The sequence below is a fragment of the Streptomyces sp. NBC_00016 genome (assembly GCF_045040885.1).
Taxonomy (GTDB): domain Bacteria; phylum Actinomycetota; class Actinomycetes; order Streptomycetales; family Streptomycetaceae; genus Streptomyces; species Streptomyces coriariae.
In genome coordinates, this window is record NZ_CP108304.1 from 887,351 (window position 1) to 903,162 (window position 15,812).

The following is a 15,812-nucleotide window of genomic DNA, read 5'->3' on the forward strand; positions in this document are numbered from 1 at the left end:
CCCCGGGTTCCCGAGTTTCCGTGTTCCGCGTTTCCGCGCTTCCGCGCTTCCGGATCGATTTCCTCGGCCGGGTCAGCTGCTGTCCTGGCCCGGCCGGACCACCACCGCGAGCGTCTTCACCGCCCCGCCGTGCTCGAAGTGCAGGGTGAACGCGACGAGGTCACCGGACTGCCAGCCCGACTTCGCCAGCAGTATCACGTCGAGGCCGCCCGGTGACATGTCGAGGGTCTCGCCGGCCGGTACGGCGACGGAGGCGACCGTCTGCGCGGACGCCGAGCCGGTGCCGGTCATGAGGTGGCGGCTCAGCCGGGGCGAGCCCGCGCCGGCTTCGGCGGTGGTCACCTTCAGCAGCCGGTCCGCCGAGCCCCCGCTGTTGGCGACCCGGAAGAACGCGGCCGTCTCCGGGACGCCGGCGGAGGGCAGGAAGACCCTGCCGTCGGTGACCCTGATCCGGGCCGGGCTGCCGGCGTTGCCGTAGGCGGTCCACGTGCTCAGCCCGCCGAGGGCGAGGCCGCACACGGCGACGGGCGCGAGCGCGGCGAGCAGTGTGTCGGTGAGCCGGCGGCGCGAGGGCCGCCGGGTCGCTCGTTCGGTCATCGGGTGCCTTTCCGCGCGGCAGCGGGCCGGGCCGAGGGCTGCCAGGCGCGCAGCCGCAGGCTGTTGGCCACGACCAGCACCGAACTCGCCGACATGGCGGCCGCCGCGACCATCGGGTTGAGCAGGCCCACCATGGCCGGCGGGACGGTGACGACGTTGTAGCCGAAGGCCCACACCAGGTTGACGCGGATCGTGCCCAGCGTGCGCCGGGCGAGCCGGACCGCGTCCGCGAGGGCCTCGATGTCGCCGCGGACGAGCGTGACGTCGGCGGCCCCGATGGCCACGTCCGTGCCGCTGCCCATGGCGATCCCCAGATCGGCGCCGGCCAGCGCGGCGGCGTCGTTCACCCCGTCCCCGACGACCGCGACCCGGTAGCCCTGCTCCCTCAACCCGGCCACGAGGGCGGCCTTGTCCTCGGGACTGCGGCGGGCGTGCACCTCCTCGATGCCGAGTGCCCGGGCGACGGCCCGGGCGGGCGCCTCCCGGTCTCCGGTGGCGAGTACGGGACGCACACCGAGCCGCCGCAGCCGGTCCACGGCGCGATGGCTTCCGGGGCGTACGAGGTCCCCGACCTCGATCAGGGCTTCGGGCCTGCCGTCCACCCGGACCAGTACGGGGGTACGAGCGGCGGATTCGGCCGCGGCCAGGGCGTCCCGGAGGCCGTCGGGCAACTCCTCGTCCGGTGCGAGGACTTCGACGAGCCGTCCCTCGACCCGGCCGCGCACTCCCCGTCCGGGCAGCGCGGCGAAGTCGCTCACCTCGGGCAGCCGCCGCTCGTCCGACTCGCGTCGGGCGTACGCGCAGAGGGCGCGGCCGAGCGGATGCTCCGAACCCTGCTCGACGGCTCCCGCCAGCCGCAGCGCCGCGTCGCGGCCGAGCCCCTCGGGTGCGGCGGTGACGCGGGCGACGCTCATGTGTCCGGAGGTCAGCGTGCCGGTCTTGTCCAGCACGACGACGTCGAGGTGCTGAAGCCCTTCCAGTGCCTGCGGTCCGGTGACCAGGATTCCCAGCTGGGCGCCCCGGCCGGTCGCGGCCATCAGCGCGGTCGGGGTCGCGAGGCCCAGCGCGCACGGGCAGGCCACGACCAGGACGGCCACGGACGCGGTGATCGCCGCCTGGGGATCGGCCCCGGCGCCCAGCCAGAACCCGAGGGTGGTGACGGCCAGCGCCAGTACGACGGGCACGAAGACACCGGCCACCGAGTCGGCCAGTCGTTGCGCCCGCGCCTTCCCGGCCTGTGCCTCGGTGACCAGCCGGGTGATGCGGGCGAGTTGGGTGTCGGACCCGACCGCCTCGGCCCGTACGAGCAGCAGCCCGCCGGCGTTGACGGCACCGCCGACCACCGCGGACCCCGGTCCCACCTCGACGGGCTCGCTCTCGCCGGTGACGAGGGACAGGTCGACGGCCGAACTGCCCTCCACCACCTCGCCGTCGGTGGCCGCCCGCTCCCCCGGCCGCACGACGAAGACCTGACCGACTCTCAACTCCTCGATGTCAATGAGCCGTTCGGATCCGTCGGCGGACCGGACGGACACCTCCTTCGCGGCGAGCCGGGCCAGCGAGCGCAGCGCCGCCCCGGTTCCGTGCCGGGCCCGCGCCTCCAGGAACCGTCCGGCCAGCACGAACAGCGGTACGCCGACGGCCGCTTCGAGATAGATGTGCGCGACGCCGTCCGAGGCGGTCGGCACGAGGTCGAACGGCATCCGCATGCCGGGGTCGCCGGCGCCGCCGAGGAACAGCGCGTACGCCGACCAGAGGAAGGAGGCGACCACGCCCAGCGACACCAGTGTGTCCATGGTCGCGGCGGAGTGCCGCAGTCCTCGCACGGCACGCTCGTGGAAGGGCCGGGCCCCCCACACGGCGACCGGTGCGGCGAGCACGAAGCACAGCCACTGCCAGTTGCGGAACTGCAGGACGGGCACCATCGACAAGGTGAGCACGGGGAGCGCGAGCAGGGCGGTGACGACCAGCCGGTGCCGCTCCTGCCGGGTGTCCTCGGACGCGTCGGCGCCGTCCGTGGGCTGCCTGCTCCTGGGCGGCTCGGGCAGGGCGGCCGTGTAGCCGGCCTTCTCGACGGTCGCGACGAGTTCGTCCGGGCCGATGTCCGCCGGGTGGCTCACCCGAGCCCGCCCGGTGGCCAGGTTGACGGTCGCCGTGACGCCGTCCAGCTTGCCGAGCTTCTTCTCGACCCGGGTCACGCAGGCCGCGCAGGTCATGCCGCCGACGGTCAGATCGGTGGTGACCTGGGCGGTCACCGGTTCCGTACTCATCAGTGGCCGCCCCCGTGCGGGTCGGCCATGCCGCCCATGTCACCCATGTCGTCGGCGTCTTCCGCTCCCCCGCCGCCGCCACCGTCGCCGCCCGTCCCGGTTCCGGTGCCGTGCATGCCGGGTGCCACGGGGCCGGAGGCGGCGCCGACGGCGTAGGAGACCGCGAAGATCAGCGCCATGAGCAGGAGGAAGCCGCAGAGGGCGGGCGGGGGCCCCGCCCTCCGTAAGGCCGCGCCCACGCCGGACCGGGAGGAATTCCGGGATACGTCCATCAGCCGCGTCTCCAGGTGACGTCGTACGACGTCGCCGGGATCGCGCCGTACCGCTTCAGTAGTCGGAGCGGCCGCCGACCGGGTTCCGGGGCAGTGGTGTGGCGCGCGTCACATGAGCGGCCGTCCGGCCCGGGCGGCTCAGCCGCCCAGCGCGGCGTCGACCACGTCCTTGGCCTCCTCCTGGACCCGGCGGAGGTGGTCGGGGCCGAGGAAGGACTCGGCGTAGATCTTGTAGACGTCCTCGGTGCCCGAGGGACGGGCCGCGAACCAGGCGTTGGCGGTGATCACCTTGATACCCCCGATGGACGCGCCGTTGCCCGGGGCCTCGGTGAGCACGCCGGTGACCGGCTCCCCGGCCAGGGTGTCGGCGGTGACCTGCGCGGGCGAGAGCTTGCCGAGCAGCGCCTTCTCCTCCCGGGTGGCCGGGGCGTCGATGCGCGCGTAGGCGGGCGAGCCGAAGCGGTCCGTCAGGCCGGCGTAGTGCTCGGACGGGGTCTTCCCGGTGACCGCCGTGATCTCGGAGGCCAGCAGCGCCAGGATGACGCCGTCCTTGTCCGTGGTCCAGACGGAGCCGTCGCGGCGCAGGAAGGAGGCACCGGCCGACTCCTCCCCGCCGAAGCCGAGCGAGCCGTCGACCAGCCCGTCCACGAACCACTTGAAGCCGACGGGCACCTCGACGAGGCGGCGCCCGAGGTCGGCGGCGACCCGGTCGATCATCGAGGACGACACGAGCGTCTTGCCGATCCCCGCGTCGGCCGGCCACTGCCCACGGTGCGCGAAGAGGTAGCCGATGGCGGCGGCCAGGTAGTGGTTGGGGTTCATCAGGCCGGCGTCCGGCGTGACGATGCCGTGCCGGTCGGCGTCGGCGTCGTTGCCGGTCGCGATCTGGAAGCGGTCGCGCTGCTCGATCAGCGAGGCCATCGCGTACGGCGACGAGCAGTCCATGCGGATCTTGCCGTCCCAGTCGAGCGTCATGAAACGCCAGGTCGGGTCGGTGAGCGGGTTGACGACGGTCAGGTCGAGCCGGTGCTGTTCGGCGATCCGGCCCCAGTACGCGACGGACGCCCCGCCCAGGGGATCGGCGCCGATGCGGACACCGGCGGCGCGGATCGCGTCCAGGTCGAGGACGCTCGGGAGGTCGGCGACATAGGTGCCGAGGAAGTCGTAGCGGCCGGTCGTGGGCGCGGCGAGGGCACGGGCGTAGGGGACGCGCCGTACGTCCTTCAGGCCGGAGGTGATGATCTCGTTGGCCCGGTCCTGGATCCAGGAGGTGGCGTCGGAGGCGGCGGGGCCACCGCTCGGCGGGTTGTACTTGAAGCCGCCGTCGGCGGGCGGGTTGTGCGACGGGGTGACGACGACGCCGTCGGCGAGGGCGGCGGTGCGGCCGCGGTTGTGGGTGAGGATCGCGCGGGAGACGGCGGGTGTCGGCGTGTAGCCGTCGGCGCTGTCGACGAGCACCGTCACTCCGTTGGCCGCGAACACCTCCAGGGCGGTGACCCGGGCGGGCTCGGACAGGGCGTGGCTGTCCGCGCCGAGGAAGAGGGGGCCGTCGGTGCCCTGGGCGGTCCGGTACTCGCAGATGGCCTGGCTGGTCGCGGCGATGTGGTCCTCGTTGAACGCCGTGTTCAGCGACGATCCCCGGTGCCCCGAGGTGCCGAACGCCACGCGCTGCCCCGGATCGGCCGGGTCGGGGTGCAGCGCGTAGTACGCCGTGACCAGCCGGGCGACGTCGACGAGATCCTCGGGGCCGGCCTTCGTGCCCGCTCGCTCGTGCTGCATGTGCCCGCTCCTCCGCATCGGTCGATCAAGGCTTACGCCTTCCATCTTCCCTTGTGGGGGCGGCTGTCCGCGAGTACGGGTCGGTTTGCGCCCGGAGCGCTCAGCGCCGGCGGCCGCGCACCGACCAGCCGCTGCCTATGCCCGCGACGTGCAGGGCGAGCACGGTCAGGCCCAGGAGCATGAGGTTGGTCGAGGTGAAGGTGTCGTTGGTGGAGATCTCCGCCGCGTTGATCAGAAAGGCGATGAAGAACAGCACTGCCGAGATGATGGCGAGCAAGGGGTCCGTCCCTTCGGGGTGTCGGCCGGTTCGGGGTCGGCCGGTTCGGTGGTGTCGCTCGTGCGGTGTCGCTCGTGCGGTGTCGTGCTCTTTCCAGGTCGTTGCTCAGCGGATGCCCCCGACCGGGCGGTGAACACCACGCATTCGGCCCTGGGGACGGAGTGCCGGGGCGGACGGAGTTCACGGCCTTCGGCCGTCGGACGGTTCGGGGCGCGCCGCTCCGACGCCACGTCGTGCGGCGGTGCGCGTCAGCGGAGGTCGGGCAGCGGGCGCCGGGCGACCTCGCGGGCGTCCTGCGGCGGGAGCCCCAGCATGCGCAGCAGCATCTCGGCCAGGTTCGAGGCCGCCTCGTCCCCGTCGAGGTCCGGGCGGGCGAACCGCAGTTCCAGCAGTGCCAGCAGGGAGCCGCCCAGGGCGGTCAGGGCGACGGTCGGGTCGCCGACGGTGAACCGGCCGGAGGCGATGCCCACCTCGAGGTCACGCACGGCACGCGGGGCCAGTCCGGTGTCGGAGTGGATGTGGCCGAGTCCGCGGTGGCGCAGGACCTGCATCAGCTCGGGCCGGGCGTCGGCCAGATGCGCGCTGAGGCGGAAGCCTGCCGCGACGAGCTCCGCCGGGTCGTCGATGCCCTGCAGATGCTCGTCGAAGGCCTGACCGAGCTCTTCGAGGGCGTCCTTGACCGCCGCGTCGAACAGATCCGTCTTCGATTCGAAGTGGTTGTAGAACGAACCGAAGCCGACATCGGCGCGCTCCGCGATGGCCTGGATGCTCGCGCTGGTGTCCCCGGTCTCGGCGAGGATCTGCCGGGCCGCGCGGACGAGGGCCTGACGGGTCTCGGCACGACGCCGTTCGAAACGGTTGAGGGGCGGGGCTGACGTCGACATGGACGTGAGTCTACCCACCGGGTGTGCCAGGTCACAGTTCTGATGAATCACTCAGCTCACATCTGAGGAAATCATCACTCGCCGTCGGGCGTCTCTTGACGATCGAAGTGTCAAAGCTGATGATTTCCTCATTACGGCACTGTTGCTTGGAGGACACCATGTCCGGAACTCACGTCAACGCGGTCGGCGTCACCGACGTCAGGACGGCCCACCAGGACCTCCACAGCGACCAGGGCGCCCTGCGCGGCGAACATCCCGGGCGCTCCCGGAACCCCGTCGTCAAGGTCACCGACCTGGCCTGGCTGGAGTTCGAGAAGCCCGACCTGGACCGGGCCGAGGTCTTCGCCCGCGACTTCGGATTCGGCGTCGCCGCCCGCACCGGGCGCGAGCTGTGGCTGCGCGGCACCTTCGCGGGCACGCCGTGCATGGTGATCCGCAAGGGACGCACCAGCCGCTTCATCGGCCCGGCGTTCCGCGCCGCCGAGCGGGCCGACCTGGACCGGCTGGCCCGCGCCACCGGCTCGGACGTACGTGACGTACGGGATACACAGGATGCTCGTGACGCGGACGGGTCCGGAGGCGGCAAGGTCGTCGACCTGCTCGATCCCTCGGGCTTCCCGGTCCGGGTCGTGCACTGCGGCGAGCAGCTGCCGGCGCTGCCGGAACAGCGGCCGCTGCTCCTCAACTCCGGCACGGACCACCGTCGCAGGAATCTCGCGCAGCGCCCGCCGCGTGAACCGTCCCGTATCCAGCGACTCGGCCATCTGGTGCTGGAGACACGGGTGTTCGCCCGCGCCCTGGACTGGTACCTGGACACCCTCGGGATGATCGTGTCCGACTTCCTGTTCCTGGACGGGCAGCGCGACCGCGGTCCGACGATGGCCTTCATCCGCTGCGACCAGGGCAGTCTCGCCGTCGACCACCACACCCTCGCGATGCACCTCGGGCCGGGCAACGGCTATGTCCACTCCGCCTACCAGGTGACCGACCTCGACTCCATCGCCGCAGGCGGCGAGTACCTCGACGAACGCGGCTACAAGCGCAGTTGGGGCATCGGCCGGCACATCCAGGGCAGCCAGCTCTTCGACTACTGGCGCGACCCCGACCGCTTCATGCTGGAGCACTTCGCCGACGGCGACCTCTTCTCCTGCGACCTCGATCCCGGCTGGGCGCCCATGTCCACGAGCGGCCTCGCCCAGTGGGGACCGCCGGCCACCCGGGACTTCCTCGGCGCGAGTCCCTCCCCCGCCCGGGTCCGCGATGTGTTCCGGGCCCTGCGCGGCGACAACGAGATGGACCCCGCACGCCTCCTGGGCCTGCTCAAGGCCGCGAACTCCTGACCCCTGCGCCCCCTCCTCCCCTCGCCCCCCTCACAAAGGCAACGACATGAGCACCAACGTCCTGCGCACCGCCGACGGCTGGTGGGTGGTGCGCGACACGCGCGCCGTCCGTATCGACACCGAAGCGGTCACCACCGCCGGACTGCTGGCCGACCGGGCCGCCGTCCGGGAGGCCGCCGTCTCGGGCGGGACGGGCACGCCCGTGGCCGACCTGGTCGCGCTCTCGCCGGTCACCACCCCCTGCCGGGTGGTCGCCCAGATGGTCAACTACCGTAGCCACGCCCGTGATTCGGGATTCACCGGCGACATCCCGCCCGCCTTCTTCCGCAAGGCGTCCGGCTCGGTGAGCGGCCCGCACGACGACATCGTCCGCCCGCCCCATGTGCGGTTCCTGGACTACGAGATCGAACTTGGCCTGGTCATGGGGGCGCCGCTGCCGGTCGGTACGGTCGTCGCGGAAGGGGACCTGCCCGCCTACGTCGCCGGACTCGTGATCACGAACGACGTCAGCGCGCGTGACGTACAGCTGACGAAGACACAGTTCTACGAGAGCAAGTCGTACCCGACCTTCACCCCGGCCGGCCCGTACCTCTCCCTCCTGGAGCCGGAGGACTTCGCGCACCTTCTCGACCTGCGGCTGAAACTGTCCGTCAACGGCGAGCCGCGCCAGGACCGCACTCTGGCCGACATGATCGTCCGCCCGGCGCAGGCACTGACCCTGCTGGCGCGCTTCCAGGCGCTCGACCCCGGGGACCTGCTGCTCACCGGCACGCCCGGCGGCACCGCCCTCAAGGCGCCGCCCAAGGCGGTCGAGAAGATCGGCGCGCTGCTGCCGCCGGCGGTGAAGTGGAAGGCCTTCTTCAAGAGCCAGGCCCGCAACCCGCGCTACCTCGGCCGGGGCGACCTGATCACCGCGACGATCGCCACGCCGGACGGCCGGATCGACCTCGGTGAGCAGCGCACCGCCGTCACCGACGCGAGCACCGCCGCCACCGACGCGAAATGACCGACGCGACCTGAGACCCGAAGTGAGCCGCACATGACCGTAGACCAGGCCGCCGGACCACGGGACACCGCGCCCCGGCCGGGACACGTACCCGTGGTGATCGTCGGAGCCGGGCCCGTGGGCGTGACCGCCGCCCTGCTGCTGGCCCGGCGTGGCGTGAGGACCGTCCTCCTCGAACGCCACCACGACGTCTATCCCCTGCCCCGCGCCGTCGCCACCGACGACGAGGTGCGCCGCATCCTCCAGGCCGCGGGCGTACAGGAGGAGTTCGCGGCGATCGCCCGCCCCGCGCGCGGGCTGCGGCTGCTGGACGCCCGGCACCGGGTGATGGCCGAGTTCCCGCGCGCCGCACAGGGCGCCCACGGCTTCCCGCAGACCAGCATGTTCGACCAGCCGGAACTGGAACGGCTGCTGCGCGACGCCCTCGCCCGCGCGCCGGAGTGCGAACTGCGCGGCGGGGTGGAGGTCGTCGGCGTCGACCAGGACGGCGAAGGGCCGGACGGCGAAGGGGCGAGCGGCGAGGGGCCGGTGCGCGTCGCCTACCGCGACGAAACGGGCGAACACCTCCTGTGGGCGGACGCCGTCCTCGGCTGCGACGGCGCGGGCAGCATCGTCCGCGACGCCGTCGGCGCCGTCTGGGAGGACCTGCGTTTCGAGGAACGCTGGACGGTCGTCGACGTGCGCACCAGCCTGCCGGTCCGCTGCTGGGAAGGCGTCGAGCAGATCTGTGACCCACGGCGGCCGGCGACGTTCATGCGCATCGGCGAGGACCGCTACCGCTGGGAGTTCCGGCTGCGGGACGATTCCGAACTCGGTCACGAACGGCTGCGGGACCTCGTCGCCCCGTGGGTGGACCTCGCGCCCGGAGCCGACTTCACGGTGCTGCGGCAGGCGCGGTACACCTTCCGGGCGCGCATCGCCGACCGCTGGCGCCGGGGCCGGGTCTTCCTCCTCGGTGACGCCGCGCACCTCACCCCGCCGTTCATCGGGCAGGGGCTCTGCGCGGGCCTGCGCGACGCCCACAACCTGACCTGGAAGCTGGCCCGAGTCCTCCAACAGGGCGCGGACGAACGGCTGTTGAAGACGTATGAGAGTGAACGCAAGCCGCACGCCCGCCATATGATCCGGCTCGCGGTCGCGATGGGCTGGGCCATGACCGGCGGCCAGGACGGCGCCGCCGCCGTCCGCCGCGGCGTCCTGAGCGCGGCGGTGCGCATCCCCGGCCTGTCCACGGCGGCCGCGCGTGACCTCAGTCCGGTTCTCGGCGCGGGGCCGCTCGTGCGCCGTCGCGCCCGCTGGGGCGGCCGTGGTCTCGTGGGCGGCTTCTGCCCGCAGCCGTGGGTGGCCGTCGAGGGCCGGCGCGTGCGTCTCGACGAGCTGCTCGGCGGCTCCTTCGCCCTGCTGACCGCCGTAACGCCGGCGCCCTCGCTGCGGGCGGTCGCGGACGGCCTCGGCGCCCGGACCGTCCCGGTGGCCGGCCTCGGCGACGACGGCCGGCTCGCCGCCTGGCTGCGCGGGGGAAGGGCGGACGCCGTGCTGCTGCGTCCCGACCGCGTCGTCATGGACGTCGTGCCGTCCGGCGCCGGCGAACTCACCGGTACGGCCGACTGGGCGTCCCTGCTGCACACCACCCGAAGCCCCCTGCCTTCCCGATATTCGGTCGAGGAGAGCCTGTCGAGGAGCACCGCGCGATGAACACGCCCTGCCCGGACCCCTTCTTCACGCCCGATCCGCAGGCCGCCGCCGCCAGCCGCGTCGTGGACTTCGCCCGCTGGGCCGCCCGGCACCGGGGGGTGGCCGTGGACTCGGACTACGCCTCCCTGCACCTCTGGTCGGTCACCGACCTGGAGGGCTTCTGGAGCGCGGTGTGGGAGTACTTCGACGTGTACGCGGACACCCCGTACGAGCGGGTGCTCGAGGAGGAGCGGATGCCCGGCGCCGTCTGGTTCCCCGGCGCCACCCTCAACTACGCCCACCACGCCCTGCGCAACCTCGGGGACGACGACACGGCGATCGTCGCGCTCGACGAGACCGGCGCCGGGTACGAGGTGAGCGGGGAGCGGCTGCGCGCCCAGGTCGCCTCCGTCGCCGCCACCCTGCGCGACCTGGGCGTCGGCAAGGGCGACCGGGTCGTCGGCTATCTGCCCAACACCCCGCACGCGATCATCGCGTTCCTCGCCGCCGCGAGCCTGGGCGCGGTGTGGTCGGTGTGCGGGCAGGACTACGCGCCGAGGGCGGCGGCCGACCGGTTCGCCCAGCTCGAACCCACCGTCCTGATCGCGGCGGACGGCTACCTCTTCAACGGTGCCACCCATGACCGTCGTGACGCCGTCCTCGAACTGGCCACCGCACTGCCGACGTTGAAGGCCACGCTGCTGGTCGGCCATGTCGGCCTGCCCTGGCCCTCGCACGCCTACCCGTCGTTGGTCGTCCCGTGGGCGGACGCCGCCACCCGCACGGAACAACTCGTCTGTACCGCCGTGCCGTTCGACCATCCCCTGTGGGTCGTCTTCTCCTCGGGCACCACCGGCCCGCCCAAGGGCATCGTGCACGGTCACGGCGGAGTCCTGCTCGAACATCTCAAGACCCTCGGCCTGCATTCCGACCTCGGCCCCGGCGACCGCCTCCTGTGGTACACCACCACCCACTGGATGATGTGGAACCTCATCGCCTCCACCCTGCTGACCGGCGCCACCACGTGCACCTACGACGGCAGCCCCGCCCCGTTCACCCGCCCCGACGTGCTGTGGGAGCTGGCGGCCCGCCATCGCGTCACCGTCTTCGGCACCAGTCCCCAGTACCTGCTGGGCATGGCCAAGTTCGGCATCGACCCGTCCGTGCACGACCTGTCGTCGATCCGCGTCGTCGGCTGCACCGGCTCCGCCCTGCCGGCCTCCGCCTACCCGTGGGTCCGCGACCACGTCGGCGGTCATGTCCTGCTCGCCTCCATCAGCGGCGGCACCGACATCGTCTCCGGATTCGCCGGCAGCGCGCCCAACACGCCGGTCTGGGCCGGTGAACTGTCCGCACCGCACCTGGGCGTGGCACTCGTCGCCTACGACCCCGAGGGCGTCCCGGTGGTGGACAGGGTCGGCGAACTGGTCGTCACCCGGCCTCTCCCGTCGATGCCGCTGTACTTCTGGAACGACGCCGACGGCACCCGCTACCGCGACGCCTACTTCTCCTCCTACCCCGGTGTGTGGCGCCACGGCGACTGGATCACGCTCACCTCCCACGGCTCGGTGATCGTCCACGGCCGCTCCGACTCCACCCTGAACCGCAACGGCGTCCGACTGGGCAGCGCCGACATCCACGACGTCGTCGAACGGCTGCCCGAGATCACCGAAGCCCTCGTCATCGGCGCCGAGGAACCGGACGGCGGCTACTGGATGCCGCTGTTCGTCGTCCTCGCGGCCGGTACGGAACTGGACGACGTCCTCCGCGACCGCATCCGTGACGCGATCCGCACCGGCGTCTCACCCCGCCATGTCCCCGACGAGATCCTGGAAGTCCCGGCCATCCCGCACACCCGCACCGGCAAGAAGCTCGAAGTCCCGGTGAAACGTCTCCTCCAGGGCGCCCCCGCGGAGCAGGTCGTCAACCCCGCCGCGGTGGACGCCCCCGAGCTCATCGCCCACTTCGTCCGGCTCGGCGCCGACCGCCGGGGCCGCAGAAGCGCCGACCAGGTGTGATGCCCGGACGTTCCGGTGGCTCCTGGGCGCGGCGCCGGTCAGCTTCGGCGGGCCGGCGCCTTTCGGGCCGGCAGCTCGAGTCCCAGGTTCTCCCGCAGCGTCGTACCGGTGTAGTCGGCGGCGACGACCTTCCGCTTGCGCAGTTCGTGCAGCAGGCCGTTGACGATGAAGTCGTGCTGCCGTGGGTCGGCGAGACCGCTCAGGGAGATCACGTCCAGCACGCCCGCCCGGAAGCGTTCCTCCACCGCGTCGGCGAGTTGTTCGGGGGTCCCGGCGGCGGCCCAGTGACCCGTGTCCTGCGCCGCGACGACGAGCTCGCGCAGCGTGTAGCCCTTTCGGACGTACCCGGCGAAGATGTCGACCCGGCCGCGGCGCCGGTTCACCGAGGCGATCTCCGGCAGCACGCTCTGCGGCAGTGGTGCGTCGAGGGGCAGGCCGGACAGGTCGACGCCGCCGCCGAGCATGTCGGCGACCTGGTCGCGACCGCGCTCGAAGTCGATGGCCTCGCGCCGCTCGCGAACGAGTCGCCGCGCTTCTTCCTCGGTCGCGCCGAACGTGGCGTGGAACGAACTGAAGATCAGCGGCAGCCCGTCGGCGCGGCCGAACTGCTCGGCCTGGCCCCGGATCTTCCGAGTGAAGTCCAGCGCGTGGTCGAGCGTCGGCAGCGAGGTGAAGACGATCTCCGCGAAGCGGGCGCCCAGCGTCGTGCCCGCCGCGGACTGGCCGGCCTGGATCTGCACCGGCCGCCGTTGCGGCAGCGGCGGGATGTTGAGCGGGCCGGCCACGTCGAAGAACCGGCCGGAGTGGTGGATCGGGTGCACCCGGTCGCGATGCAGCACCGCCTTCCCGTCCGCGCCGACGGTCAGGGCGTCGGGCTGCCAGCTGTCCCACAGCGCGTTGACCACCTCCAGCGTCTCCGCGGCGCGTGCGTAACGCTCCTCGGGGCTGGGGAGTTCACCCGGCCCGAAGTTCTCCTCACCGACCGAGGAGGTCACCAGGTTCCAGGCCGCCCTCCCCTCGCTCACATGGTCGAGCGTTCCGAACAACCGGGCCAGGTTGAAAGGGTGGTTGAACGTCGTCGAGACCGTCGCGATCAGACCGATCCGCGATGTCACCTGGCTCAGCGCCGAGACGAAGACCAGGGGCTCCTGCGATCCGATCGAACCCTGAGCGTCGAAGCGCAGCAGATCGGCGGTGAACAGGGCGTCGATCCGCGCCGCCTCGGCGAGCTTCGCCACCCGCACGGCCGTGTCCAGCGTGGACCGGGTCGGGTCGACCGCCAGGTCGTACGTCTCCGACGTACCGCCGGCTCCGGTCACGGTTTTCAGCGTCCTGGGCTGCTGCACACTCACGACTCGTCCATTTCTCACCGACGTCGGTGTCATCTCGGGGGGCGGAGTTCCACGGGTACGGGCTCGCACCCGGACATGGCTCTGCGGGAAGGGCGGGCATCCGGCTGTGGGGTGGTGGCCCCGACATGGGGTTCCGGCGGCGGGTGAGGACCCGCGCCCGCGCGGCCGCCATCGGTCGGGCAGGGCGGACAGGCGCAGGCCCGTCAGAAGGGAGCCGGAGGTCGGGTCAGCGACAGAGCGCGGTGTGGGTCCGGCACAGGTCGACGTGCCGACGCTTCGTCCAGCAGGGAGCCAGCGCCGGGTTGCGGACCGGACGGACGGGCGCTGTCCCCACCGTGGCCCCCTCGGTCCTGACGTCTCTGCACCGGACGGTGCCCTGCTGCGCGGTGCGTGCGCGGATTCCGCGGGGCACGCCCATGATCTCCCGTGGTCGTACGCCGCTGCAAGGCCATCCGCTCGCCGGCCCTTGTCGACCAAGGACCCGGAACTACGCCCCGGCGCAGGCGCGTTCGCGTCCGACGGTCGAGACAGTCCTTGTCCTGTACCTGATAAGGCTGCCACACTGGCCGCCATGGGTGATCATGCGTATCTGAGCCGTCGACTCCACGTCGACCTGGCCTACGCATGCTCCGCGCTCTGTCCCCGCGCGGCCGCCTGACACCTGCGTCGCCCGCCTGCCGCCCGCCCGCTGCGCGCGCAGCTCCCGGGCGACGAACAGCCTTCGCCCGCGCCCGGGGCCTGTCACTGCGCCTCGATCCGCGTGCCCTCTCCCGTCCTGCGCCGACGGGCGCGCGTCAAGGCATCGCACATACCGCCACCGCATCCCGATAGGACCTGTCCGCATGCCCTCGCCTCGGCTTTGCCGTGCCGGTGTTCTCGCCGCAGTCGGCACGCTCCTGTTCGCCGCCTCGCTGTCCCCCGCCCGCGCCGCCGCGAGCGCGCTCGGGCCGCTTCCGCCGCACAATCCCTACGCCGGGCCGGACGGAACCGCGACCATGCACGGCGACACCGGCTCGTCCGACGCGACGCCTCTGCCCGGACCGGGCACGGGTCCGCTGACCTCGAAGCGGATCGCACTCCAATCGGCGTGCCCGACGATTCTGGTGGGCTCCGACGGCTACCCGCTGGCCCTGTGCACACCGATCTTCACCCGTGTCCCCACCGTGCATCTGCTGGACCCGGCGACCGGCACATCGCTGGCACGACTCGCCCTCACCAAAGGCTCACTCCTGGGCGGCGTCTACGCGTACCTCGACGACAAGGACCGGCTCGTCGCCGTCGACGGAGACAACGCCCTGTTGCGTATCGCCCACCGCGAAAAGGCGGACGGGGAGTGGGAGTTGTACGTCGACCGCGCCCTGTCCCTGGATGCCGCAGTACCGGAGGGTGATGCGGTGACGGGCCTGGCGCCCGACTGGAAGGGCCGGGTGTGGTTCGCGACCGGGGGAGGTGTGGTCGGCACCGCCGACGAGGCCACGGGCGCCGTGCGCACGCTCGCCCTGCCGCCGGGTGAGCGGGTCGAGAACTCCGTCTCCACCGCGCCCTCCGGTACCGCCGTCGCCACCACCCACGCCACCTATCTCCTCACGGCCGACGCGGACGGCACGCCGGCCGTCTCCTGGCGCCGGGCCTACGACCGCGGCACCGCCCGAAAGCCCGGCCAGCTGAGCCACGGCACCGGATCGACGCCGACGTTCTTCGGCCCGGGCGACGGTACGGACTACGTCACCATCGTCGACAACGCCTCCCCCACCGTGAACCTGCTCGTCTACCGCGCCGACACCGGGGCCCAGGTCTGCTCCGTTCCCGTCCTGCGCTCCGGAGGCAGCGGGAGCGAGAACTCACCCATAGGGGCCGGACGTTCGGTGTTCGTGGCGAGCACGTACGGCTACCCCTATCCGGCCCTGCCCGAGAACGCCGGGGAGAGCGACCCGGCCTCGGCGGACTTCACGGGCGGGCTGACCAGGGTCGACGTACGCGCCGACGGCAGCGGGTGCGACCTGAGGTGGGACACCGTCGTGAGGTCGTCGGCGGTGCCCCGGCTGTCCACCGCCGACGGCCTGATCCACACGATCGTGCGAGGGTCGGTGCTGCCCGGCAGCGACGCCACCTCGCTCCTCGACCCGTACCACTACGCCCAGATCGACCCCGACACCGGAGCGGTCACCCGCACCAGGTATCTGGGCCTGTCGTCGTTGTACGACACCCTCCAGATGGTGGGCACGATCGCCCCCGGCGGCGTTGTCTACCAGGGCACGATCACCGGCGTCGTGGGCATCGAGGCCGGGTGACGCGGAGTACCCGGTGGAGCTGTGGAGGGCGGCCGGCAGACTGGTTTATTGC

12 protein-coding genes are annotated in these 15,812 nt (G+C 72.4%); 5 read left to right on the top strand and 7 right to left on the bottom strand.

Going from position 1 to position 15,812, the window contains the following annotated elements; genetic code table 11:
* Positions 1-72: 72 nt before the first annotated feature.
* The 6 genes from OG933_RS04075 to OG933_RS04100 form a co-directional block, all read right to left on the bottom strand.
* Entirely contained in the window at positions 73-597 is a 525-nt protein-coding gene (locus OG933_RS04075) for a copper chaperone PCu(A)C (RefSeq protein WP_405625397.1), read from the bottom strand.
* Positions 594-2,867, bottom strand: a complete 2,274-nt coding sequence (locus OG933_RS04080) for a heavy metal translocating P-type ATPase (RefSeq protein WP_405625400.1) — start codon at positions 2,865-2,867, stop codon at positions 594-596. Before OG933_RS04080 ends, OG933_RS04075 begins: the two co-directional genes overlap by 4 nt.
* Positions 2,867-3,139: a hypothetical protein gene (locus tag OG933_RS04085; protein WP_405625402.1), complete on the bottom strand. Its 273-nt coding sequence runs from the start codon at positions 3,137-3,139 to the stop codon at positions 2,867-2,869. The genes OG933_RS04080 and OG933_RS04085 overlap by 1 nt, the downstream gene beginning before the upstream one ends.
* 138 nt (positions 3,140-3,277) lie before the next feature.
* Positions 3,278-4,918, bottom strand: a complete 1,641-nt coding sequence (gene pgm, locus OG933_RS04090; protein ID WP_405625405.1) for a phosphoglucomutase (alpha-D-glucose-1,6-bisphosphate-dependent) — start codon at positions 4,916-4,918, stop codon at positions 3,278-3,280.
* 100 nt (positions 4,919-5,018) lie between these two features.
* The gene (locus OG933_RS04095) at positions 5,019-5,195 is read right to left on the bottom strand and encodes a hypothetical protein (RefSeq protein WP_020126694.1); all 177 of its coding nucleotides are present in this window, start codon (positions 5,193-5,195) and stop codon (positions 5,019-5,021) included.
* Positions 5,196-5,443: 248 nt separating this feature from the next.
* A complete protein-coding gene (locus OG933_RS04100) occupies positions 5,444-6,079 on the bottom strand; it encodes a TetR/AcrR family transcriptional regulator (RefSeq protein WP_405625407.1) in 636 nt (211 codons plus the stop codon).
* Between the two features lie 158 nt (positions 6,080-6,237).
* Between OG933_RS04100 and OG933_RS04105 the strand changes: the two genes are divergently transcribed.
* Genes OG933_RS04105 through OG933_RS04120 form a run of 4 tightly spaced genes read left to right on the top strand, consistent with a single transcriptional unit; the run spans position 6,238 to position 12,117 of the window.
* The gene (locus OG933_RS04105; protein ID WP_405625410.1) at positions 6,238-7,419 is read left to right on the top strand and encodes a VOC family protein; all 1,182 of its coding nucleotides are present in this window, start codon (positions 6,238-6,240) and stop codon (positions 7,417-7,419) included.
* 46 nt (positions 7,420-7,465) lie between these two features.
* On the top strand, positions 7,466-8,425 hold the full coding sequence (locus OG933_RS04110; RefSeq protein ID WP_405625413.1) for a fumarylacetoacetate hydrolase family protein: 960 nt from the start codon (positions 7,466-7,468) through the stop codon (positions 8,423-8,425).
* A gap of 33 nt (positions 8,426-8,458) precedes the next feature.
* Complete coding sequence (locus OG933_RS04115; protein ID WP_405625416.1) at positions 8,459-10,120, top strand: bifunctional 3-(3-hydroxy-phenyl)propionate/3-hydroxycinnamic acid hydroxylase; 1,662 nt, start codon at positions 8,459-8,461, stop codon at positions 10,118-10,120.
* Entirely contained in the window at positions 10,117-12,117 is a 2,001-nt protein-coding gene (locus OG933_RS04120) for an acetoacetate--CoA ligase (protein ID WP_405625418.1), read from the top strand. The genes OG933_RS04115 and OG933_RS04120 overlap by 4 nt, the downstream gene beginning before the upstream one ends.
* 38 nt (positions 12,118-12,155) lie before the next feature.
* Here OG933_RS04120 and OG933_RS04125 read toward each other — a convergent pair whose 3' ends face one another.
* Positions 12,156-13,469 carry an NtaA/DmoA family FMN-dependent monooxygenase gene (locus OG933_RS04125; protein WP_405625420.1) on the bottom strand — a complete coding sequence of 438 codons (1,314 nt, stop codon included), beginning with the start codon at positions 13,467-13,469 and terminating at the stop codon, positions 12,156-12,158.
* 842 nt (positions 13,470-14,311) lie between these two features.
* Between OG933_RS04125 and OG933_RS04130 the strand changes: the two genes are divergently transcribed.
* On the top strand, positions 14,312-15,760 hold the full coding sequence (locus OG933_RS04130; RefSeq protein WP_405625423.1) for a hypothetical protein: 1,449 nt from the start codon (positions 14,312-14,314) through the stop codon (positions 15,758-15,760).
* Positions 15,761-15,812: the final 52 nt, after the last annotated feature.

Bases quoted from the DNA above. Each gene is read 5' to 3' on its own strand.
- OG933_RS04110 (WP_405625413.1), top strand. From the start codon at position 7,466: ATGAGCACCAACGTCCTGCGCACCGCCGACGGCTGGTGGGTGGTGCGC.
- OG933_RS04085 (WP_405625402.1), bottom strand. From the start codon at position 3,139: ATGGACGTATCCCGGAATTCCTCCCGGTCCGGCGTGGGCGCGGCCTTA.
- pgm (WP_405625405.1), bottom strand. From the start codon at position 4,918: ATGCAGCACGAGCGAGCGGGCACGAAGGCCGGCCCCGAGGATCTCGTC.
- OG933_RS04130 (WP_405625423.1), top strand. From the start codon at position 14,312: ATGCCCTCGCCTCGGCTTTGCCGTGCCGGTGTTCTCGCCGCAGTCGGC.
- OG933_RS04115 (WP_405625416.1), top strand. From the start codon at position 8,459: ATGACCGTAGACCAGGCCGCCGGACCACGGGACACCGCGCCCCGGCCG.
- OG933_RS04075 (WP_405625397.1), bottom strand. From the start codon at position 597: ATGACCGAACGAGCGACCCGGCGGCCCTCGCGCCGCCGGCTCACCGAC.
- OG933_RS04100 (WP_405625407.1), bottom strand. From the start codon at position 6,079: ATGTCGACGTCAGCCCCGCCCCTCAACCGTTTCGAACGGCGTCGTGCC.
- OG933_RS04080 (WP_405625400.1), bottom strand. From the start codon at position 2,867: ATGAGTACGGAACCGGTGACCGCCCAGGTCACCACCGATCTGACCGTC.
- OG933_RS04105 (WP_405625410.1), top strand. From the start codon at position 6,238: ATGTCCGGAACTCACGTCAACGCGGTCGGCGTCACCGACGTCAGGACG.
- OG933_RS04120 (WP_405625418.1), top strand. From the start codon at position 10,117: ATGAACACGCCCTGCCCGGACCCCTTCTTCACGCCCGATCCGCAGGCC.